Below are 22,527 nucleotides of genomic sequence, written 5' to 3'. Positions count from 1 at the left end.
CAGCGGCTGAGCACAGCGGATAGGCTGGGCGGATGACGCGAGCCGAGCAGCCGAGGGTCGTGACCGCCTCCGAGACCCCGACCTACGACGAAGCCCTAGCCGCGGACTCCCGCGAGCGAGCGGTGCGCGCCCTGCTGCGCACGCCCAGGCTGCGCAGGCTGTGGAGCGCCCAGTTGGTGAGCGGCATCGGTGACGCCCTCGCCCTGCTGGCCCTCGTGCTGCTCACCCTGCAGGCTGCCGTGGCCTCGGCCCCGGCGGGGCTGTTCGGCGGCGGATACCGGGGCGCGGCCTTCGCCGTCGCCGCCGTCTTCGGGGTGCGGGTCCTCGCCACCGTGCTGTTCGGCGCGGTGCTGCTCGGCCCGCTGGCCAAGCTCACCGCCCCCGGCGGCAAGCTGGACCGCCGCTGGACGATGGTCGGCGCCGACGGGCTGCGGATCGGCCTCTTCGTCGTGGCGCCGCTCTGGCTCGACTGGATCCCGGCGCACGCCACGACCGCGCTCCTCGCCACCGTCTTCGTATCCGGCGCCGCCGAGCGGGTGTGGACGCTGGCCAAGGAGAGCGCCGCTCCCGCCCTGCTGCCGACGCCGCCGCCGGAGGGGGCGACCGTACGGCCGCTCCCGGACCACCTGGACACCCTGCGGCGCCTGACGCTGCGTACGGCCTTCGCGGCGCTGCCCGTCGCGGCCGCCGCGCTGCTCGCCGCGACGCTGGTCGGGCGGGCGCTCGGCCTCGGCGTGGACTGGTTCGCCGCGAACCAGGCGGCGCTGGGCTCGTACGTGGCCGCAGGCCTGTTCGCCGCGTCCGTCTCGCTGCTGCTGCCCCTGACACTGCCGGCCACCAAGACGCCGCGGCCGCGCTCCCCGCTGGAGGGCCTGCGGGCCCCCAGGGCGGGGGACCGGCCCGACAAGGGGCGTACGGGCGCCATCCCGGTGCTCGTCCTCGCCTGCGCCGCGATCGCCGGAGCGGTGGCTTCCGCCGCCTCCGTCGCCGTCCTGCACGCCTTCGACCTGGGCGGCGGCCCGTCCTCGTACGCCCTGCTGGTGCTCGCCCTCGTCGGCGGCACCGCCCTCGGCATCCGCGCCACTCAGGCCGGCAAGGTGCTGCCCGCCCTGTCCCGTCGCCGGCTGCTTGCCCTCGCCATGGCGGTGACGGGGCTCGCGCTGCTGCTCGCCGGGCTGGTCCCGGACACGGCGACGGTCCTGTTCCTGGCGCTGCTCGGCGGCACCGCCGCGGGCGTCGCGGCCAACACCGCGCACACGCTGCTGGACCAGGAGACGGAGGAGTTCCGCCGGGCCCGGGTCACCGAACACCTCCAGGCCGTCGTACGGGTCGCCGTGGCCGTGGGAGCGGTCGCCGCCCCGCTGGTGGCCGCGGCGATCGGCCCGCACCGGCTGGCCGGCGGCGGGGTCGTGTTCTCGCACGGCGGCGCGGCCTTCACGCTGATGCTGGTCGGGGCCGTGCTGCTGCCCGTCGCCGTGGGGGTCCTCGCCAAGGCCGACGACCGTGGCGGCGTACCGCTGCGCCGCGACCTGCGCGAGGCGCTGCGGGGCGGGGAGCCGCTACAGGCGGCGTCCACCACCGGATTCTTCATCGCCCTGGAGGGCGGCGACGGTGCCGGAAAGTCCACCCAGGTGGAGGCGCTGGCCGACTGGATACGTGGCAAGGGCCACGAAGTCGTCGTGACACGGGAGCCCGGGGCCACCCCGGTCGGCAAGCGGCTGCGCTCGATCCTGCTGGACGTGTCCTCGGCCGGGCTGTCGAACCGCGCCGAGGCGCTGCTGTACGCCGCCGACCGCGCCGAGCACGTGGACACGGTGGTCCGGCCCGCGCTGGAGCGGGGTGCCGTGGTCATCACCGACCGCTACATCGACTCCTCGGTGGCCTATCAGGGCGCCGGGCGCGACCTCTCCCCGACCGAGATCGCCCGGATCTCGCGCTGGGCCACGGGCGGGCTCGTACCGAACCTGACCGTGCTGCTCGACGTGTCGCCGGAGGCGGCGCGGGAGCGCTTCACGGAGGCGCCGGACCGGCTGGAGTCGGAGCCGGCGGAGTTCCACCGGCGCGTGCGGGCCGGGTTCCTGACCCTCGCCGCGGCCGATCCCGGGCGCTACCTGGTGGTCGACGCCGGCCAGGACCCGGGCTCGGTGACCACCGTCGTACGACACCGCCTGGACCGGATGCTGCCGCTCTCGGAGGCGGAGGTGGCGGCGCAGATCGAGGCCCGGCGACTCGCGGAGGAAGAGGCGCGGCGCAGGGCCGAGGAAGAGGCGGCGCGCAAGGCGGAGGAAGCCCGGCTGAGGGCCGAGGAGGAAGCCCGGCTGGCCCGCGAGGCCGAGGAAGCCCGGATCAAGGCCGAGGCCGAGGCCGCCCGGAAGGCGGAGGAGGAGCGGCTACGCGCCGAGGAGGAGGCCCGCGCCCGGGCCGAGGCCGAGCGGCTGCGCGTGGAGGCCGAGGAGAGGGCCCGCGCCGAGGAGCAGGAGCGGATCCGCCTCCAGGAGGCGGAGGAGGCGCGCCTGCGCGCCGAGGCCGAGCAGCGGAGGCTGGAGAAGCAGCGGCGCGCGGAGGAGGCCCTGCTGAGGGCGGAGGAGGCGCGCCGACTGGCGGAGGCCTCGGCGGCGGCCGCCGCCGCGGAGGCTGCTGCCGCCGCGGAGGCTGCTGCCCGCGCCCCCAGGGTGGAGATGCGCAAGGAACCGCTGCCGGACGATGCCGTCACCGTCGAGACTCCTGTGGTCAGGGGGGTCGCGCAGCCGGACGACGTGACGCAGACGGTTCCGGTGCCGAAGGCGGATCCTGCTGCCGGTCCGGCGGACGAGACGGCGGTACTGCCGCCCGTGCCGGGGCGGCAGGCGCCGCAGGCACCGCAGGCTCGGCAGACGCCGCCCGCGGATTCGGCGGGCCGGAGGGGCTCGGCGGCGCGGCCGACGGCCCGTCGCCCCGAGGAGAACCCGGCCGACCGGGTACCGCCGGGCATCTTCCGGGACGCCGGGAACGACGTGACCCGCGAGCTGCCCGTCGTCGGTGACGACGGCAGACAGCGCCGGGCCCGCCCCGACTGGGCCGAGGCGACGCCGATGGACGATCTGCCGACCCTGGCGGACGAGCTGCTCGGCCCGCGCCGGGACGACGAGGGCGACGAGGGCGAAGGCCGGCGCCGCCGCCGCTGAAGCGGTCGGACGGGATGTGAGGGGACGGGACTGTCAGCGGACGGGACTGTCAGTGGTGCGCGCCACAATGTGTGCGGGACGTGTCGACGGACAGCGAGACGACGAACAGCAGACGACGGACAGCAGACGACGACGGACAGTGAAAGGCGGTGGCGGGAATGCCCGTATGGGACGACCTGGTAGGACAGGAACGCGTGCAGGCGCAGTTGGCCGCCGCCGCCCGTGACGCCGACGCCCTGGTCACGGCCACCTCGGCCGGCACGTCGTCGCCGCCGTCGTCGAAGATGACCCACGCCTGGCTGTTCACCGGGCCGCCCGGCTCGGGGCGGTCCACCGCCGCCCGTGCCTTCGCGGCCGCCCTCCAGTGCGTCAGCCCCGACCGCGCCCTCGGCGGTGAACCGGGCTGCGGGTTCTGCGAGGGCTGCCACACCACCCTGATCGGTACGCACTCCGATGTGGAGATCGTCCGCACCGATCTGCTGTCCATCGGTGTGAAGGAGACCCGCGACCTGGTCCGCCGGGCCCAGCTCTCACCGGCTGTGGGGCGCTGGCAGGTCATCGTCCTGGAGGACGCCGACCGGCTCACCGAGGGCGCGGGCAACGTACTGCTCAAGGCCGTGGAAGAGCCCGCCCCGCGCACGGTGTGGCTGCTGTGCGCGCCCTCGCTGGAGGACGTGCTGCCCACCATCCGCTCCCGCTGCCGGCACCTGACCCTGCGCACCCCGTCGGTGGCGGCGGTGGCCGATGTGCTGGTGCGGCGTGACGGCGTCGAGCCCGCCGCCGCCGCGGCCGCCGCCCGCGCGACGCAGGGCCACATCGGCCGGGCCCGCCGGCTCGCCACCGACGAGGCCGCCCGGTCCCGCCGGGCCACCGTCCTGAGGCTTCCGCTCCGGGTGGACGACGTGGGCAGCTGCCTCAAGGCCGCGCAGGAGCTCGTCGACGCCGCCGCCGAGGACGCCAAGCAGATGGCGGAGGAGGTCGACACCAAGGAGACCGAGAACCTGCGGACCGCGCTCGGTGCCGGAGCGGGCGGCTCGGGCAGCCGTATGCCGCGCGGCACGGCGGGCGCGATGAAGGAGCTCGAGGACCGGCAGAAGCGCCGACGTACCCGTACCCAGCGCGACAGCCTCGACCTGGCGCTCACCGAGCTCACGGGCTTCTACCGTGACGTGCTGGCGCTCCAGCTCGGCTCGGGCCTGGCCATCGCGAACGAGGAGATACGGCCGGACCTCGACCGGATCGCCCGCGCCTCGGGCCCCGAGCGCACCCTCAGACGTATCGAAGCGATCATCGCGTGCCGCGACGCCCTCGACCGGAACGTGGCGCCGCTGCTCGCGGTCGAGGCGATGACGATGGCGCTGCGCGCGGGATGATCCGCTCGTCGTCGCCTGCTCGCTCCGTTTGACCGGTTCACCCGTATGAGCGATCCGGGGCGGGGCAGGGGAGGAGGCCGGTCGGGGCGGGGCGGCGGTTCCTTCCGGATCGCTCGCAGCCTGCCCGGTCCGGGCAGGCCGGACAGGGCGGCCGGACAGCACGTAGGCTCGCGGCATGGACACCAGTCGCCTGCTGCGTACCACCGGCATCGTGATCGCGGCCACCGGGCTGCTGCTCTCCGGATGCACCTCCGGCGGTTCGGGGGCCTCGGCCGAGCCGACCACGTCCCCGTCCTCGGCCGACCCGAGCGCGGCCGCGGCCGCGCTGCGCCCGTACTACGAGCAGAAGCTGAGCTGGCGCGAGTGCGGTGTCCCCGGGTTCGAGTGCTCGACCATGAAGGCGCCGCTGGACTACGCGAAACCCGACGCCGGCCAGGACGTCGACCTCGCGGTGGCCCGCCGCCTGGCCACCGGCCCCGGCAAGCGGCTGGGCTCCCTGGTGGTCAACCCGGGCGGCCCGGGAGGCTCCGGCATCGGCTACCTCCAGGCGTACGCGGGCATCGGCTACCCGGCCGCCGTGCGCGCCCAGTACGACATGGTCTCCTTCGACCCGCGCGGCGTGGAGCGCAGCACGCCCGTCGAATGCCTGTCCGGTCCGGCGATGGACGCGTTCACGCAGGTGGACCAGACGCCGGACGACGCGGCGGAGCGGGGCCGGCTGGTGGCCGCGTTCAAGGAGTTCGCGGCGGGCTGCCAGGCGCGTTCGCAGCGGATCCTGCCGCACGTCTCCACGGTCGACTCCGCCCGCGACATGGACATGCTCCGCGCGGTGCTCGGTGACGAGAAGCTGACCTACGTCGGGGCCTCGTACGGGACGTTCCTCGGGGCGACGTACGCGGACCTCTTCCCCGACCGGGTCGGCCGACTGGTCCTGGACGGCGCGATGGACCCCTCCCGGCCGGCGATCGACCTCAACCGCGACCAGACGGCGGGCTTCGAGACCGCCTTCCGCTCCTTCGCCAAGGACTGCGCGAAGCAGTCGGACTGCCCGCTGGGCCAGGGCGGGCCGGACGCGGTGGCGCAGCGCCTGAAGGAGTTCTTCCGCAAGGCCGACGCCCAGCCGGTGCCGTCGGGTGAACCGTCCCGCCCGCTGGGCGAGTCCCTCGCGACGACCGGCGTGATCGCGGCGCTGTACGACGAGAGCGCGTGGCCGCAGCTGCGCGAGGCGCTCGCCGACGCCATCGACGGCGACGGGGCAGCGCTGCTGGCGCTGGCGGACAGCTACTACGAGCGCCAGGGGGACGGTAAGTACGCCAACCTCATGTACGCGAACGCCGCCGTGAACTGCCTGGACCAGCCGGCCGCCTTCGCCGGGCCGGACGCGGTCGTCGCCGCGCTGCCGTCCTTCGAGAAGGCCTCGCCGGTCTTCGGCGCGGGCCTGGCCTGGGCCTCGCTGAACTGCACGTACTGGCCGGTCAAGGCCACGGGCACGGCCCGACCCCTCACGGCGAAGGGCGCCGCCCCGATCGTGGTGGTCGGCACCACCAGGGACCCGGCCACCCCGTACAAGTGGGCCCAGGCCCTGGCGGCCCAGCTCGACTCGGGCACTCTGCTGACGTACGACGGCGACGGCCACACGGCGTACGGCCGCGGCAGCGACTGCATCGACAGCGCGATCAACCGCTACCTCCTCCAGGGCAAGCCCCCACAGGACGGCAAGCGCTGCTGACCAGCACACCGCCCGACCGCACCCGGTTCGGGGCACCCGGTTTAACCCTGTAGACTGAGCGCCGCTGCTGATGAGAACCTCCCTTCGGGGCAGCTCTCGTCGTCCCAGCGGTGCCGCCTTAGCTCAGTTGGCCAGAGCAACGCACTCGTAATGCGTAGGTCTCGGGTTCGAATCCCGAAGGCGGCTCCGGAAAACCCCAGGACTCACTCGCCGTGACCTGGGGTTTTTCCTTTTCCTTGACTTTCTGCCCGAAGTCTCACCGGAGTTGTCAGACGGCTGCGAGGGGCTCCGGTGGACAAGCGTGCGTGACGGGTGCACGGGCGGTGACATGGGGCAGGCGACTTTGCTCAGGCGGAGTCTCGGCCGGTTGTCCGAACTCGACAACGCGTGCGCTCACCGGGGAAGGAAATCGACCCCGGCCGCTCATGACTCCGGGCACAATGAGCCCGTGCGTGAACGTGGTTACCCCGCCGGCCATCGCTCCGAGGAGCAGAGGAAGAAGGCCGCAGCGGACCCGCTGGGCTTCGACTTCGAGGGCGCGGCCGGCCGTGCGATCGCCCGACTGTCAGGTGAGACCGTCGTGATTCAGGACGACAACAGCGTTGACGGCATGCCGGATCTGCGGATCGACCTCGATCCTTCAGCTGCCGTGATCGCTTGATCGACGGCGCCCAGGGCCAGGTCGCCTCGATCCGCAGCCAGCTGCGGCGGGCGTGCTCGGTCAGCTTCGCCGGCGGATGGTAGGGGCGGAAGCGCATCGTTGCGGGCTCGGCGTCGAAAAGATCCCCGACGTCGTGCAGGGCCGGCAGACGTACCCAGGCATCGAGATCGGCGGCGATGTCCGCGGCGAGCATCCAGCCGCGGTTCACATCCCAGGCCTGGGAGGGGAGGTTGTGCAGGCCCATCGCCTTGTTCGTCCGCACCCGGTTCTGGACTTCGGCGTGGTCGCGGTGGAGGGCATCGAGGAACTGGGGCTGGGAGGGGAGCCGGCGATGCCCCACATGTGCCGGACGTTCGTCGCGGTGATGCTGCGGCGCCAGCCGGTCCGCCGCTCGAACGCGGTCAGCTTCTTGATCTGGCGTCCACAAGGGCGGACCTGCCGCACGATCAGGCGCATCTCCTGCCGCCAGCCCGCGCGGGTGTTCAGGTCGGTCAACTCGGCGACGAAGTAGCCCTCCTGGCGACCGCTGTTCTGCTCGTCGTCGGCGACCTGGTCGCCAACGCAGTGTTGCTGTGGGGGGCTCCGGTGGGGCTCCGGTGGTTGTCCTTCGGGTGCCGAGCCTGGGTGCATGGGCGCGGGACGGGGGGTGGGTGGTCGGGTGGGCCAGGGGTGAGGGGTTCCGGCGGGCGGGGCGGGGCGGCGGGACGCGGCGGTGAGGGAGGGGCTGAGCTGCGGGGACGGCTTCGGGGAGGGACCGGACTCACGAGGCGGGGGCGCCCGCGGGCGGCGGGAGCCGGGCCCGGCGGGAGCGGGCGTGGAGCCGGCTTCGAGCGGGCACCGCGGTCCGCGATAACCGCGCGATACGGGGCTCATATCCGGCGCCATCACAGTGGAGCCGATCTCGTTCATCCCCCTGCTGCCGCCCGTCCCCCGCCTGAGGACCCGCACACGTCGCCGGGACAGGCTGCTGATCCGAGACTTCTTCCCTAACAGAGGTGACAAGCCGTGAGCATTGACCCCAAGACGATCGTGCACGGGATCCTGGCCGACGACCTGGAAGTGGACCCCGCGGAGATCGCCGACAACGTCCTCTTGCGCACCCTTGAGCTGGATTCCCTCGCCATCGCCGAGCTGATCGTCCGCATCAAGGAGGAGACGGGCGCTGACCTCGGCGGCGACGAGAGCCGCATGGTGGACTTCACGGTCGGGGACGTCGTCGCCCTGGCCCACTCCGCCCTGGAAGCCGCGTGACCGGAGGACCCGTCGTCATCACCGGCACCGGCCTGGTGACTCCCGCGGGCACGGACGTCGACGCGACCTGGGACGCACTGCGCGAGGCCCGGTCGCCCGAGTCCGGCGACCCGGAGCCGCTGGCGGGTACGGGGGTGTGGCACAGCTTGAGGGTGCCCCCGCTGGGGGAGCAGCTGACCGGCCGGGGCACCGCGCGTACCGACCCCTTCATACGGTTCGCGCTGGTGGCGGTGGAGCAGGCGCTCGCCGAGGCGGGGCTGGATCCGCAGTCCTGGGACGGCAGCCGCATCGGCGTCGTGGTGGGCTGCGGGCTGGGCGGGGTGACCACCCTGGAGGAGGGTCACCAGCGGATGTCGCAGCGCGGCCCCGGGATGGTCTCGCCGTACCTGCACCCGCGTTCGCTGATCAACATGGCGGCGGGCACGATCGCGATGCGCCTGGGAATCACCGGGCCCAGCCACACGGTGGTCGCGGCCTGCGCCTCGGGAGCCGCCGCGATCGGCCTGGCCAAGACGCTCCTGGACGCCGGGATTTCTGACACGGTCATCGCCTGTGGCACGGACGCGGGGGTCACCCCGCTCGTGGTCTCCGGCTTCGCCCGGATGGGAGCCCTGTCGCAGCACAAGGGGCTGGACGCCTCCCGGCCGTTCGCCGAGGACCGCGACGGTTTCGTCATCTCCGAAGGGGCGGGGGCCGTGGTCATGGAGCGCCCGGCGACCGCCCGGGCCCGCCACGCCCGGGTGCTCGGCCGGCTGCTCGGCTACGGCAGCACCTCCGACGCGTACCACCCGGTCTCCCCGCATCCCGAAGGGGTGGGTGCCGAGGCGGCCGTCCGGCAGGCGCTCGCCCAGGCGGGCCTTGCCCCGAAGGACGTCGGGACCTTCAACGCACATGGCACGTCCACGCCGCAGAACGACCGGTCGGAGGCCCAGCTCATCGCCCGGGTGTTCCCCCACGGGCCGTCGGTGACGGCGAACAAGGGGCTGCTCGGGCACACCCTCGGCGCCTCCGGCGCCATCGAAGCCGTTCTGACGCTGCGCAGCCTGCGCACGGGAACGGTCCCGCCGATCGCGCACACGGTCCGGGCCGATCCGGACCTGCCCGACATCGACCTCGTGCTGGGGAGCGCGCGCCGCCACGGCGCGTCCGTCGCCGTGAGCACGTCCTTCGGTTTCGGCGGCAGCAACTCGGCGCTGGTGCTGGACGTCTGACCCATCCACAGATCCGTGCGACCCGACCCACCCCAGGGGAGTCATGACGCAACGCGAAGAGGAATTGGCCCGCGTTCTCGCCGGGCCCGAGTTCGCCATCACCCGACCGGTCGACCAGAGCGTCCGCGACTACAGTCTGCTGACCCTCCGCCGTGCGAAGCTCCTCAACCAGGCGGGTTTCACCTCGAATTCACACTGGCTGGGCCGCGGTGACAGTGCCGGGTTCCCCGGCTTCCTGCGCACCATGGGCTGGATCGGCGCGTACGACCTGTCCCTGCTCAACGTCCTCGTCTCCCATCAGATCGCCGGGGACGCGCTGCTCAGTCACGCGGGACCGGTCCAGCTGCGCAGTTACGGCCCGGAGATCGACAGCATGGGCAAGGTCTACTGCTTCGCGGCCTCCGAGCTGCACGCCGGGTCCGACCTGAAGCGGGTGCGCACCACCGCGACGTACAGCTCGCAGGACCGGGAGCTGATCCTCAGCACTCCAGGGCCGGCCGACAGCAAGGTCTGGATCGGCAACAGCCTGCACTCGGGCGACGTCGCCATGGTGCTCGCCCGGCTCGTGGTCGCCGGCCGCGACGAGGGCCACCACTGGATACGGGTGCCCCTGAGGGCCGGCGGGAAGGTGCTGCCCGGCGTGAGCATCGGGCGGGCGGAGCCGAAGGGTGGGGTCACGGCCAACCAGACCGGGGTTCTGTCCTTCACGGACTGCCGGCTTCCGGTGTCGGCCCTGATGAACCGGTGGGCGTCGATCGACGCCGACGGCACCTACAGTTCTCCGCTGCCCCGCCACCGGCGCTTCGAGGAGTGCCTGGCGACCTTCACCCACGAGCGGCTGTTCCCGTCGGTGGGCGCCGCGCACGCGCAGCGCCTCGCCTGCGCGGTCACCACCCGGTTCGCGGCCGTGAAGCAGTCCTTCGGGTCCCCGCTCCTCGGCCACGCCCACTACCGTACGCGGCTGACGACCGCGGTGGGCCGGGCGCTCGCTTCCCGGTACGCCTTGGAGGCGCTGGCGGACATCGCGGTCGCCCGCGCCTCGGACGGCCCGCCGGCCGGCGACCAGGTGCTGCACGCCCTGATCTCCTGTGGCAAGTCCGGGTCCACCGGCGACGCCCGGCACACCCTCGCCGAGACGCGCGAGTTGTGCGGCGGGCTCGGCTACCACGACGCGAACCAGATCGCCCCGCTGCTGCACGACTACGAGATAGCCGTCACCTTCGGCGGGGACAACACCGTCCTCGGCTATCAGGCCACCCGCTACGCCCTGCGGCAGCGCAAGGAGTTCGACGCGGCGCTCGACGAGGCCGTCGCAGCCGCCGGCGGCCTGGACTGCGTACACCGGCTGCGCGCGATCTGCGACGCCCTGCTGGACCACGTCGACGAGCACGGTCCGGGTGAGGCCACCACGCGGTGGACGCGGGCGGTCCACCAGCTCCTGGCGCTGGGGTGGTGGGCGGCGCAGGCCGGGACCCCGCTGGAGAACCGGCTGCTGGGCCAGTACGCGGCGAGTTGTGTGCTGGAGCACGCGCTGGCCGGCCTCCGGGCCGGGATCCTGGACCAGGACGACGTCCTGCGTCTGGAAGCCGAGCGCCAGGAGGCGGCCGGCGCCGCGTTCGACGCCGGTGAACTGCTGGAGCTGCTCGCGGTGCCCGAGGAGCTGATCACCGCTCCCATCGCCCGCCCGGACTTCGCGGAACGCCATGTGGCCGCGGCCTACGAGGGGCGGATGCTGTCCGCCGTGGGCTCGTCGGCGTACGGAGAGGAGTTCGTCCATGACCGGTCCGCATGACGGTGGCGGCGCGGTCATCACCGGTATCGGCACCTGTCTGCCGGATTCCGTGGTCACCAATGACGAGGTGTCACGGAACCTGGACACCGACCACGCGTGGATCCACAGCCGCACGGGCATCGCGACGCGGCGCCGGGTCGCCCCCGGGATCCAGACGGGCGACCTCGCGGTCGCCGCCGGCGCGGCCGCGCTGAAGTCGGCCGGGCGGGACCACTGCGACCTGGTCCTGCTGGCGACCACCACCCCGGACCGGCGCTGTCCGGCCACCGCACCGCGGGTGGCGTCCGAACTGGGGCTCCAGGCCGCCGCGTTCGACCTGGCCGCCGTCTGCTCGGGCTTCGTCTACGGGCTCTCCGTGGCCGGGTCGATGATCAATGCGGGGAGCTGCGACAGTGTCCTGCTCATCGGCGCGGACGTCTACTCCTCGATCGTGGATCCCGACGACCGGGTGACGGCCCCCCTGTTCGGAGACGGGGCCGGCGCGGTCCTGCTGGAGCGGGGCCGCGCGGACGAACCGGGTGCGGTGCTCCGTACGGAGCTGGGCAGCGACGGCACAGGGGACGGACTCATCACGATTCCCAAGGACTCCGCCTACCTGACCATGGACGGGCCCGAGGTCTACAAACGGGCCGTGACGACCATGGCGGAATCCGCCCGGTCCGTTGCCGGGCGGGTGGGCTGGGATCTCGCGGATATCGACGCCTTTATCGGGCACCAGGCGAACATTCGCATCCTGAAGGCGGTGGCAAAACGCCTGGGGCTGCCGGCGGAACGCGTGATCTCGAATATCGAGGACGTGGGGAATACGGCTGCGGCCTCCATTCCGCTGGCGTTGGCCGACGCCGCCGTGGCAGGCCGGATCAAGGAGGGTGACCGGCTGCTGCTGACGGCCTTCGGGGGCGGCCTCACCTGGGGATCTTCAGCCGTCGTCTGGACGGGTGCGGAACCGGTGTGCGACGTACGGGGCTGATCCGGAGCGCCGCTGAACGGTGGCGCGGACGCAACGATGGTCATGTTGACTCGATACGTGCCCGATAACGCACCTCAATAGCTTTTCAAGGGCACGGTACATCACGGTGGACGGAGGCTTGGAAGATGGCGGTGACAGCCGGACATCCGGCGAATTCCTACGATGTGACGCTCGACGCGAAAGACGCGGAAATGGTCGAGGAAATCGCCTGGAAACTCGTCACGCATGCGTCGGGACAGACCGACGACCCCGCCTGGGTGGCGGCTGCCAGGAACTCCTGGCACGAACTGCCGGTCGCGCTGCGCCGGACCCTGGCCGACTTCCGGCGCGATTCGGGCCCCGGCGGCGGGCTGCTGCTGCGTGGGCTGCCGGTCGGCGCCCTGGACCTCCCGGTGACCCCGGACGTCAAGGGATCGGTCCAGCGGGAGCCGTCCATCGGGGCCGCCGTGCTGCTGATGATCGCCTGCGGCTTGGGCGATCCCGGGGCGTTCCGGCCGGAGAAGGGCGGGGCCCTCGTCCAGGACGTCGTGCCCGTCCCCGGCATGGAGGAGTTCCAGGGCAACGCGGGCTCTACGCTCCTGACGTTCCACAACGAGAACGTCTTCCACGAGCACCGTCCCGACTTCGTGATGCTGCTGTGCCTGCGCGCCGACCCCGAGGGCCGGGCGGGCCTGCGGACGGCCAGCATCCGCCAGGTGCTGCCGCTGCTCTCCGCCCGGACCGTCGAGGCCTTGTGGGCGCCGGAGTTCATCAGCGAGCCGCCCCCCTCCTTCGGTATGAGCGACTTCCGGGCCGAGCCGGCGCCGGTGCTCAGCGGCGACCCGCTGGATCCCGACGTCCGCGTCGACCTGTCCGCGACCACCGCGGCCACCGCGCGGGCCGCCGAGGCCCTGCGCGTCCTGCAGGAGCAGTTCGACCGCAACGCGACGACCCACCGCCTCGATCCGGGCGAGCTGGCCATCGTCGACAACCGGGTCACCGTGCACGGCCGCACCGAGTTCACCCCGCGATACGACGGCACCGACCGCTGGCTCCAGCGCACCTTCGTGATGACCGACCTGCGTCGGTCGCGAGGGCTGCGTCCGGCCGACGGATACGTGCTGGGAGACCTTCCGTAGCCGCCGCCTCCTCCCGGGCGAACCACCGGCAGTGAGCGATGAGTTGGAGTGCGATGACGAGCATGCAGACCAGGCTGAGGCCGTCCGCTCCGGATACCTCGGCGCAGCCACCTCAGAAGGTCCCGTCCCAGGCGCCGCCCGAGAAAGAGGTCGGGCTGCGTTCCCTGTTCCCCTATCTCCAGGGGCGCTGGCGCACCCTGGGGGTCGTCGCGGTGCTCTCCCTGGCGACGACCCTGCTCACCCTCAGCCAGCCGGTGATGACCCGTGAGGTGCTGGCCAACATCGAGGCGGGAAAACCGGTCGGGTCACTGGTGGCGCTGCTGGTCGCGGCGCTGCTGGTGGTGGCCGTGCTCAGCGGGTTCCGCGACTACATGCTCCAGCGCGCCGCCGAGGGCCTGGTGCTCACCGCCCGCCGCCGGCTGGTGGCCCGGCTGCTGCGGATGCCCATCATCGAGTACGACCAGCGCCGTACCGGGGACCTCCTGTCGCGGGTCGGCGCCGACACCACCCTGCTGCGGGCGGTGGTCACTTCCGGCCTGTTCGACACCGTCACCAACGTCCTCATGGTCCTGGGCTCCGCGGGCATGATGTTCATCATCGACCCGACCCTGTTCGCGGCTACGGCCCTCGGGATCGGCGCGGGCGTCGCCGGGGTGCTCGGCCTCGCCCGCCGGGTCCGCGGGGCCTCCCGGGACGCACAGGACCGCATCGGTGAGATGACCTCCGCGGTCGAGCGCGCGATCTCCGCGGTACGCACCATCCGCGCCAGCGGAGCCGAGGAGCGCGAGGCCCGGGCCGTGGACGGCTACGCCAAGGACGCCTTCGACGCGGGCATGCACATCGCCAAGCTCCAGGCGATGATCAACCCGATCACGTCCACCACGATCCAGCTGGCGTTCCTGGTCGTGCTGGGCCTGGGCGGCGCCCGGGTGGCCAGCGGCGCGATCCAGGTCGGGGACCTGGTCGCCTTCGTGCTCTTCCTCTTCATGCTCTGGTTCCCGCTCGGCCGCGCCCTGACCGGCTACGCCCGGCTCCAGACCGGGCTCGGTGCCCTGCAGCGTATCGAGGAAGTGCTGCGGCTCCCGCAGGAGACCGACCCGGCGGATCCCGCCGACCTCGCCGCCGGACAGGCTCCCGGCCACGGTCCGCTCTCGGTCCGGGAGCGCACCGAGCCGCAGGCCGCCGCAGCCGCCGCGCCCGCGATCGAGTTCGACCGGGTCTCCTTCGGCTACGGCAACGGCGAGACCGTCCTGCGTGACGTCTCGCTCACGGTGCCGCGCGGCACCCGCACCGCGCTGGTCGGCCCCTCGGGCGCGGGCAAGTCCACGCTGCTCTCCCTGGTGGAGCGGTTCTACGACGTCACCTCGGGCGCGGTGCGGGTCGGCGGTACCGACGTACGCGAACTGCCGCGCCCGCAGCTGCGCCACTCGCTCGGCTACGTCGAGCAGTCGGCGCCGGTCCTCGCGGGAACCGTGCGGGACAACCTGTCCCTGGCGTCCCCCGACGCGTCGGACGAGGAGATGCGGGAGGTGCTGCGCTCGGTCAACCTGGAGCAGGTGATCATGCGCGCTCCCCTCGGCCTGGACACTCAGGTCGGCGAAGGCGGTGTCCTGCTCTCCGGCGGGGAACGCCAGCGGCTTGCCCTGGCCCGCACCTTCCTGGCCTCCCCGCCGATCATGCTGCTCGACGAGGCGACCAGCAACCTCGACGCCCGCAACGAGGTGCTCATGAGGAACGCGATCAACGAGGTCATCGCCGACCGCAGCCTGCTCGTGGTGGCGCACCGGCTGTCCACCGTCGTGGACAGCGATCAGATCGTGGTGCTCGAACATGGTGAGGTCGTCGCGACCGGAAGCCACGACGAACTCACCGACAGCAGCCCGCTCTACCGTGAACTGGCGAGCCACCAGCTGCTCATCAAATAGCGAAGCTCCAACGGCCCCCGCCGAAGGGCAGTCCCCACTCCACCTGACCAAAGTCAGGGGCGGGCGCCTGTCCTTCGGTCATAGTGCGGGCCGGGTACGTACCGTACGGTCAGCCGCGGACGGGGGTACTCGTGCCGGCGGCCAGGCCCCGGCCATCGGGAACGTGGAGGAAGAGACTCATGAGCGAACCGTGGGGGAGCGCTGACGAGCAACCGCCCTGTCCGGCCGGGCCGATGTCCGTACTCGCCTTCCCGGCGGTCCGGGGCATCGGCCTCTCCACGGAGCAAGTGGCCTTGAGGACCGACGGCGGGCGGACCGCTGACGATCCCGCCCCCGGCGCACGCGTCCTCGGCGCGCTGGTACGAGCCCACCTCTTCACCCGCGTCAACGCGGTCGCCGGCCTGCTGTGCGTGGCCATCGCGTTCACCGGCCCCGTCCAGGACGCGCTGTTCGTCGTCGTCATGGCGGCCGCCACGGCCCTCGGCGTGATCCAGGAGTTCCGTGCCCGGCGGACCACGGAGCGGCTGGCCGCCGCCGGGGAGAGCCGGCCGCGGGGCTGGCGCGACGGGAAGCTGGTCCCGCTCGGCGCCCGGGAGCTCGTCCTCGACGACGTCGTCGAACTCGAACCCGGGGACCGGGTCCTGGTGGACGGGCGGATCGTCGGCGCAGAGGACCTGGAGGTCGACGAGTCCCCGGTACCCGGCGAGGCCGATCCGGTCGTCAAACAGCGGGGCGACCCCGTACGGTCGGGCGGCTTCGTCGTCGCCGGCACCGGGGCGTACGTCGTCACCGGGGCCGGCGCCCGCGCCGCCCGGTTCGCCGCGGAGCCCGCACGCTTCACCCTCGCCGACTCCGAACTGGGCCGGAGCGTCATCACGCACCTCATGCACGCCGGGTACGTGCTCGTCCCCGCTTCGATCGCGCTGGTCATCGGCCAGTTGACGGTCGGCCGGGGCGACCTGCGCGAAGCCGTCCGCGACATGGTGGGCGCGCTGCTGCCGATGCTGCCCGGGGGGCTGGTGCTGTTCACCTCGATGGCCTTCTCCGTCGCCGTCATACGCCTGGGGCGCCAGCGATGTCTGGTGCGGCAGGTGCCCGGGATCGAGCGCATCGGCCGGGTGGACACCGTCTGCATGGGCACCGCCGCCCCACTCACCGAGGCCGCGATGGACGTCGAGGCGGTGCACACCCTGGACGAGGACGCGCCCGTCGCCGAACTGCTGGGCGCCCTGAGCCGCGCCGAGGACCGGCCAGACGCGAGCATGCGGGCAATCGCCGGCCGCTTCCCCGCCCCCGCCGGCCGGCAGATCCTCGAAAGCCGGTCCTGCCGCCCGTCCCTGGACCCCGGATGGAGCGGAGCGACCGTCAGCTGCGACCACGGCCGTGCGCAGACGTGGCTGCTCGGCGCACCCGACCTGCTCCTGCCCGGCTGGCACTCGCTGCGTGTCGTTGCCGACTCGTACGACGCCAAGGGCATGCACGTCCTGCTCCTCGCCCGGTCCGACACGGGCCTGGCCGCCCTGCTCGCCGCCCCGGACGCGGTGCCCGAGTACGCGGACCCCGTCGCGCTGGTGGTCGTCAGGCAGCGGGTCGGCCCGGAGGCAGCCGAGACCCTGCGCCGCCTGGACGGGCAGGCTGTGGCCGTGGAGACCGTGTCCGAGCGGACCGGGCCGCAGCGCAGGCGGGCCGTCGTCGGGGAGCTCCAGGCGCGCGGTCACCGCGTCGCGATGGTCGGTCACGGCGTCGAGGACCTGCCGGCGCTCCGGCAGTCCGACACCGCCGTCTCCTCGGGATCGGGCACCGCCGCCGCCCGCAGCGCAGCGCAGCTCGTCCTGCCCGGGCCCTCCCTCTCGGCCCTGCCCTCGGTCATCGCCGAAGGCAGGCGGCTCATCGGCAGCGTCGAGCGGATCGCCGCCCTCTTCCTGACCAAGGCGGTGTTCGGCGCGCTGCTGGCGCTCGCAGTCGTGGTCGCGGACGTCCCCTACCCCTTCCTGCCGCGGCAGCACACCCTGATCGCCTTCCTGGGCGTGGTCCTCCCGGCGCTGTTCCTGGTGTTCGCCCGGGGGACGGACCGCCTCGCACCGCCCTTCGCCGGCCGAGGACTGCGGTTCGCCGCCCCCGCGGGCGCCCTGGCCGCGGCCGCCACCTGCGCCGCGTACGTGACGGCGCGCACGGTCCACGGCGGCGATCCCCGGGCCGCGGCCTCCGCCGGCCTGCTGAGCCTCTTCCTCGCCACCCTCTGGGTCCTGGCCGTAGTCGTACGGCCCTTCGGGCGGCGCGGGCTGCTGCTGGTCGCCGGCGTGGGCCTGGTGTTCCTGGCCGTGCTGCTGGCGCCGCCCCTGCGGGAGTTCTTCCGGATCGCCCCCCTCGGAGCCGGGGCGACCTGGACCGCCGTGGCCGCCGCCGCGGCCGCCGGCCTCGGGCTGGAGACCGTGTGGGCCGGCCTGCGCCGCCGGGCCGCGCGGGTGGAGCCCGTACACGAGGAGGGGCCTCCCGGCCCTCGGACCGGGAGGCCCCCGCGCGCCTTCCCCGCGCCCGTCAGCCCGCGCAGGTGTGAACCCGTTCGCGGATCAGGTTCCAGGCGGCGTCCAGCCGTACGGCGCGGGCCCGCGACGCGTCGTCGGTGAAGCGGGTGTGCGCCCGCCGCTCGCGGTAGAGCAGCAGGGTCAGATTCACCAGGAACCCGGCGGCCTCCTCGCGGGGGGCTCCGGGCCCGGCGGCCACCGCGTCGATCCGGTCACGGGCCCGGGGCACGTCACCCAGCAGCAGCCACAGCTGGGCCAGGTCGGCGCCGGGCAGGAACACGGCGCTGCTCGCCCAGTCGATCAGGGCGTGACCGCTGCCGGTGCGCACCACGTTCGCGAGCACCAGGTCCCCGTGCCCGATCTCCCGCGGCGGCCCGGCCAGCTCCAGCAGCCGGGCCGTGGCCGCCCCGTGCGCCTCGTCGAGGACGCCCTGGGCGCGAATGCCCTCCAGCATCGGCCGGTAGTCGACGCGCCAGGACTCCGGTACGCGGGGGCGCCAGCCGCGCAGCCGACGCACGGCGGCGAGCACCCCCGTCAGGTCGGCGTCCGACACCGGAGCGGCCGGGAACCGCTCCGGTGCCACCACCTCGCCCGGCAGCCGCTCCAGGACCAGCACCGCGTGCTCCCGGTCGGAGGCGAAGCGCCGCGGCACCGCCACCGGTGGCGGCGAGGCCTCGAAGAGGTCGTACGCCTCGATCTCGCGCAGGCTCTGGCGGCGCCACTCGGGCGTGCGCACCTTCGCGACCACCTCCGTGCCCTCCAGCTCACCGGAGACCACCAGGGAGGTGCGGCTGCGGTAGACGACCGAGGCCGGCCGGAGCGCGGGGCACACCTCCAGCACCCGGCCCAGCAGCTCCTGTTCGCCCTCGGCCAGGCCGTCGATGAGTTCTTCCGTCAGCATGGGGTCCTCCTCACGTCCGCAGGAATTCGATGAGGCTCTTGTTCACGGCTTCCGGTGCCTCCAGGTAGCCGTAGTGCCCGCAGTCCGGCACGATCTCGAACTCCGCGCCGGGGATCGCCTCGGCCACCTCCCGGCCGAGCCGGGGCGGGGAGATGAGGTCGTCCTGGAAGGCGATGACCCGGGTCGGCACCCGGATGCCCCGGTAGGCCGCACGCCGGTCCGACCGCACGGTGATGCCCAGCTGGGCCCGGTGGCCGGGCCCGGAGGCCCGGGTCAGCTCCAGCACGTCGAGCCAGTCACGGGCGCGCTGGTCGTCGTCGAGGGTGCTGGGCGAGAGCATCTGCATCGCCTCGACGACCGCCTCGTAGGACGCGGGCAGCCGCACTCCCGAGTCGTACAGTTCGATCTCCGCGCGGGAGAGCGCGCCGCGCACCGCGTCCGCGCGGCCCCGGGTGGCCATGAGCACCATGCGGTCCACGAGTTCGGGCCGCGCCAGGGCGAGCTCCTGGGCGATGTACGCGCCCATCGAGGTCCCGGCGACCAGGCAGGGGCCCAGCCGCAGTTCCTCGATCAGCGCGGCCGTGTCGGCGACCAGGTCGTCCAGGCCGAAGCCGCCGGGGCACTCGTCGCTCGGGGCGATGCCCCGGTTGTCGAAGGTGACGACGCGGAAGCCCGCGTCGACCAGGGCGGGCACCTGGTGCAGGTGCCATGCCCGGCCCTTGCTGCCCGAGCCCATGATGAGCAGCACGGCGGGCGCGGAGCGGCCGGAGCCGGGAGGTGCGTCGTCGTAGTAGCTGAGGCGGATGCCGTTGACGTCGATGAGGGGCATGGCGTCAGGCGGTTTCGTTCGGGAGGGACATGGCGGTGACTCCTTCGGTCGGCAGAAGCCGTTCGGACAGGGCATGGGCGATCCGGGCGAGCGCGGCGTCCGACTGCACGAGCCCGAGGTGGTCGGAGTCGACGCCGACGCGGTCGATCCGGCCCGTCACGTGGGGGCGCCACGACTGGTCGTCGCGGCGCGCCAGCTTCTGCGCGGACACCCGTTCCGCCGACACGACCAGCACGTCGCCGTCGAACCGGCCCGGGGCGTGGCCGCGCATCAGCCGCGCGTTGTTCATGAACACATCGAGCACCGCCCGCAGTTCGGCCTCGTCGAGGCGGCCCATCGGGTCGCCGGTGGCGTGCAGGAACTCCCGGTAGCGGGCTGCGGGGAAGGCTCCGCCGGCCAGCTCCTGCGGGGCGACGTCGAAGCCGGCGTCGCGCAGGTTGTGGGCGAACACCTCGGCAAGGGGCGGCTCCGCGCCCGCCGCCCGGCGCCGCGGGTAGGCGTCCAGGAAGGTCAGCAGCTCCACCTCCTGGCCGCGCCGACGCAGCTCGGTGGCCATGGCGAAGGCCACGTTCCCGCCGAGTGACCAGCCGAGCAGCCGGTACGGCCCCTCCGGCTGCACCTGCCGGATCAGGTCGGCGTACTCGGCGGCCATCTCCTCCAGGGTGGCGGGCAGCGCGCCGTCGCCGTCGAGCCCCGAGGCCTGGATCGCGTACACCGGGATCTCGGCGGGCAGATGGCGTACGAGCCCCGAGTAGCACCAACTCATCCCGGAACCGGGGTGGACGCAGAACACCGGACGTTCGGAGCCCGAGGCCCGCAGCGGCAGCAGTCGTTCCATCGGCTCCCGGGCGCCGCGGGCGGCGAGCCGCGCCGTGAGGTCCGCGACGGACGGCGCGGCGAACAGGTCCCGCACGGCCATCTCCACACCCAGCTCGCTCCTGGCCCGCTCCACGAGCCGGATCGCCAGCAGGGAGTGGCCGCCGAGGTCGAAGAACCCGTCGTCGGGACCGACCAGGTCCAGTTCCAGCACCTCGGCGAACAGCCGACACAGGGCCTCTTCGCGCGGAGTGCGCGGGGCCCGGCCGCTTGTGGCGTGGTACGCGGGCACGGGCAGGGCGCGGTGGTCGAGCTTGCCGTTCGTCGTCAGCGGCAGCGCGGGCAGGACAGTGACGGCCGCGGGCACCATGTACTCGGGCAGCAGCTCCCGCAGCCGCCGGCGCAGCGCCGCGGGGTCCGCGGCGGTGCCCGGCTCCGGGACCGCGTAGCCGACCAGCCGGCGCTCGCCCGGCGTGTCCTCTCGGACCAGCACCGCGGCCTGCGCGATCCCGGGCAGGCGGGTCATGGCCACTTCGATCTCGGCCGGCTCGATGCGCATGCCGCGCAGCTTGACCTGGGTGTCGGTGCGGCCCAGGTACTCCAGCTGGCCGTCCCGGTTCCAGCGGACCAGGTCGCCGGTGCGGTACATGCGGCTGCCGGGCGGCCCGTAGGGGTTGGCGACGAAGCGCTCGCCGCTGAGGGAGGGCCGGCCCAGGTAGCCGCGGGCGAGGCCGGGGCCGCTCACGTACAGCTCGGCGGGCACGCCGGGCGCCACGGGCTGTAGGGCTTCGTCCAGGGCGTAGACCGAGGTGTCGGCCACCGGGCCGCCGATCGGCGGGGTGACCGCGCCCGCCAGGGGCCCGCTCATGGTGGCGCAGACCGTCGCCTCGGACGGGCCGTACGAGTTGAGCATCAGCCGTCCTGCGGACCAGCGCCGGACCAGCTCGGGCGGGCAGCTCTCGGCTGCCACGACCAGCGTCATGTCGGCGGGCAGCGCCCCTTCGGGGATCAGCTGGAGCACCGCCGGCGGGATCGCGGCGTGGGTGACGCACTCGCGTACCGCCAGCTCCGCGAGCTCGCGGCCCGGGACGGTCTCCGGGGGTGCGATGACCAGCGTCGATCCGGTCAGCAGTCCCATGGACAGCTCCCAGACCGCGCCGTCGAAGGCGGGGGAGAGGTGGTGCAGGACCCGGCTGCCCGGGACGACCGCGGCGTGCGAGGTGAAGATGTCCACGAGGCCGGGCAGGCCCGCGTGGGTCACCGTCACCCCCTTGGGGCGGCCGGTCGTGCCCGAGGTGTAGATGACGTAGGCCGGGTGGAGCGGGGTGAGCGGGGCCGTCCGGTCGGCGTCGGTCAGGTCGTCCGTGTCCTGGCCGGCGAGCAGCACAGCCGTCGCGGGGGTGTCCAGCACCAGCCGGGGCACGGCGGTGGCCGCAAGTGCGCTGTCGGTGCTGCTCGTCGTCACGAGGACCACAGGCGCCGCGTCCTGGAGTGTGCCGGTGATCCGCTCCGTGGGATGCCCGGGATCGAGCGGCAGGAAGGCGGCGCCGGTCTTGGCGGCCGCCAAGACCGCCACGGCCAGTTCGGTGGAGCGCGGCAGCGCCAGGGCGACCAGCCGCTCCGGCCCGGCCCCGTGCGAGATCAGCAGCCCGGCCAGACGGTTGGCGCGCGTGTTGAGCTCCGCGTAGCTCAGCGACTGGTTGCGCAGGACGAGCGCCTCGGCGTCCGGCCGCTGCCGGACGTGCCGCTCGAAGAGCTCCGCGAAGGTGGCCGGAGCGAGCTCCTTGGCCGGGCCGTTCGCCTGCCGGAGCACCCGGTGGCGCTCCTCGGGCCCCAGTACGTCGATCCGGCTCAGCGGTTGTGCGGGATGCGCGGCCGCCTCACTGAGCACCCGGACGAACCGGTCGACCAGGGCCTGGGCCGTCGAGCGGTCGAAGAGGTCGGTGCTGTAGTCGAGGACGCCCGTGATCCCGGCCGGGGCGTTGTCCTCGCCGCGGCGTTCCGACACCGAGAAGCCGAGGTCCACCTTGGCCGCGGTCGCCGTCCCGCCGGCGCGGGAGATCGTCAGACCGCCCGGCAGGGTGGGGCCGCCCTGTGCCCCGGCTCCCCTCGGCCCGGTGTTCTGCAGCGAGAGCACCACCTGGAAGAGGGGGTGGTGGGAGAGGGAGCGGGTGGGGTTGAGGGCTTCGACGAGGCGTTCGAAGGGGAGGTCTTGGTGGGCGTAGGCGGCGAGGTCGTTTTCGCGGACTCGGTCGAGGAGTT

15 protein-coding genes and 1 tRNA gene are annotated in these 22,527 nt (G+C 73.4%); 13 read left to right on the top strand and 3 right to left on the bottom strand.

Going from position 1 to position 22,527, the window contains the following annotated elements; translation table 11 throughout:
- The first annotated feature begins 32 nt into the window (after window positions 1-32).
- The 13 genes from tmk to ACWDYJ_RS21115 all read left to right on the top strand — a co-directional run bounded on the left by tmk (window position 33) and on the right by ACWDYJ_RS21115 (window position 17,821).
- Window positions 33-3,164 (top strand): dTMP kinase, encoded by a 3,132-nt coding sequence (gene tmk / locus ACWDYJ_RS21175; RefSeq protein WP_451567124.1) that lies wholly within the window; start codon window positions 33-35, stop codon window positions 3,162-3,164.
- A 158-nt stretch (window positions 3,165-3,322) separates the two neighbouring features.
- Window positions 3,323-4,537, top strand: a complete 1,215-nt coding sequence (locus ACWDYJ_RS21170; protein ID WP_451567123.1) for a DNA polymerase III subunit delta' — start codon at window positions 3,323-3,325, stop codon at window positions 4,535-4,537.
- Between the two features lie 175 nt (window positions 4,538-4,712).
- On the top strand, window positions 4,713-6,266 hold the full coding sequence (locus ACWDYJ_RS21165; protein ID WP_451567122.1) for an alpha/beta hydrolase: 1,554 nt from the start codon (window positions 4,713-4,715) through the stop codon (window positions 6,264-6,266).
- A gap of 112 nt (window positions 6,267-6,378) precedes the next feature.
- Window positions 6,379-6,452: transfer RNA gene (locus tag ACWDYJ_RS21160), tRNA-Thr, on the top strand.
- A 262-nt stretch (window positions 6,453-6,714) separates the two neighbouring features.
- Window positions 6,715-6,927, top strand: a complete 213-nt coding sequence (locus ACWDYJ_RS21155) for a hypothetical protein (RefSeq protein WP_451567121.1) — start codon at window positions 6,715-6,717, stop codon at window positions 6,925-6,927.
- 52 nt (window positions 6,928-6,979) lie between these two features.
- The gene (locus tag ACWDYJ_RS21150) at window positions 6,980-7,438 is read left to right on the top strand and encodes a hypothetical protein (protein ID WP_451567120.1); all 459 of its coding nucleotides are present in this window, start codon (window positions 6,980-6,982) and stop codon (window positions 7,436-7,438) included.
- 494 nt (window positions 7,439-7,932) lie between these two features.
- Window positions 7,933-8,178, top strand: a complete 246-nt coding sequence (locus ACWDYJ_RS21145) for a phosphopantetheine-binding protein (RefSeq protein ID WP_451567119.1) — start codon at window positions 7,933-7,935, stop codon at window positions 8,176-8,178.
- Window positions 8,175-9,389 (top strand): beta-ketoacyl-[acyl-carrier-protein] synthase family protein, encoded by a 1,215-nt coding sequence (locus ACWDYJ_RS21140; protein ID WP_451567118.1) that lies wholly within the window; start codon window positions 8,175-8,177, stop codon window positions 9,387-9,389. The genes ACWDYJ_RS21145 and ACWDYJ_RS21140 overlap by 4 nt, the downstream gene beginning before the upstream one ends.
- Before the next feature lie 43 nt (window positions 9,390-9,432).
- Window positions 9,433-11,181, top strand: a complete 1,749-nt coding sequence (locus tag ACWDYJ_RS21135; protein WP_451567117.1) for an acyl-CoA dehydrogenase family protein — start codon at window positions 9,433-9,435, stop codon at window positions 11,179-11,181.
- On the top strand, window positions 11,165-12,151 hold the full coding sequence (locus ACWDYJ_RS21130) for a beta-ketoacyl-ACP synthase III (protein WP_451567116.1): 987 nt from the start codon (window positions 11,165-11,167) through the stop codon (window positions 12,149-12,151). Before ACWDYJ_RS21135 ends, ACWDYJ_RS21130 begins: the two co-directional genes overlap by 17 nt.
- A gap of 125 nt (window positions 12,152-12,276) precedes the next feature.
- The gene (locus tag ACWDYJ_RS21125) at window positions 12,277-13,269 is read left to right on the top strand and encodes a TauD/TfdA family dioxygenase (RefSeq protein ID WP_451567115.1); all 993 of its coding nucleotides are present in this window, start codon (window positions 12,277-12,279) and stop codon (window positions 13,267-13,269) included.
- A gap of 62 nt (window positions 13,270-13,331) precedes the next feature.
- A complete protein-coding gene (locus ACWDYJ_RS21120; RefSeq protein ID WP_451567114.1) occupies window positions 13,332-15,194 on the top strand; it encodes an ABC transporter ATP-binding protein in 1,863 nt (620 codons plus the stop codon).
- Window positions 15,195-15,373: 179 nt separating this feature from the next.
- The gene (locus ACWDYJ_RS21115) at window positions 15,374-17,821 is read left to right on the top strand and encodes a P-type ATPase (protein ID WP_451567113.1); all 2,448 of its coding nucleotides are present in this window, start codon (window positions 15,374-15,376) and stop codon (window positions 17,819-17,821) included.
- Here ACWDYJ_RS21115 and ACWDYJ_RS21110 read toward each other — a convergent pair.
- The 3 genes from ACWDYJ_RS21110 to ACWDYJ_RS21100 form a co-directional block, all read right to left on the bottom strand.
- Window positions 17,733-18,620, bottom strand: a complete 888-nt coding sequence (locus ACWDYJ_RS21110) for an aminoglycoside phosphotransferase family protein (protein ID WP_451567112.1) — start codon at window positions 18,618-18,620, stop codon at window positions 17,733-17,735. The two genes, ACWDYJ_RS21115 and ACWDYJ_RS21110, sit on opposite strands and share 89 nt — an antisense overlap.
- A gap of 10 nt (window positions 18,621-18,630) precedes the next feature.
- Entirely contained in the window at window positions 18,631-19,449 is an 819-nt protein-coding gene (locus ACWDYJ_RS21105; protein WP_451567111.1) for an alpha/beta fold hydrolase, read from the bottom strand.
- A 4-nt stretch (window positions 19,450-19,453) separates the two neighbouring features.
- Window positions 19,454-22,527: non-ribosomal peptide synthetase (locus ACWDYJ_RS21100; RefSeq protein ID WP_451567110.1), on the bottom strand; the 3,074-nt coding region annotated here is incomplete at its 5' end.

The organism is Streptomyces sp. NPDC003042 (assembly GCF_053591315.1).
This window is presented reverse-complemented; position numbering and strand designations above follow the sequence as displayed.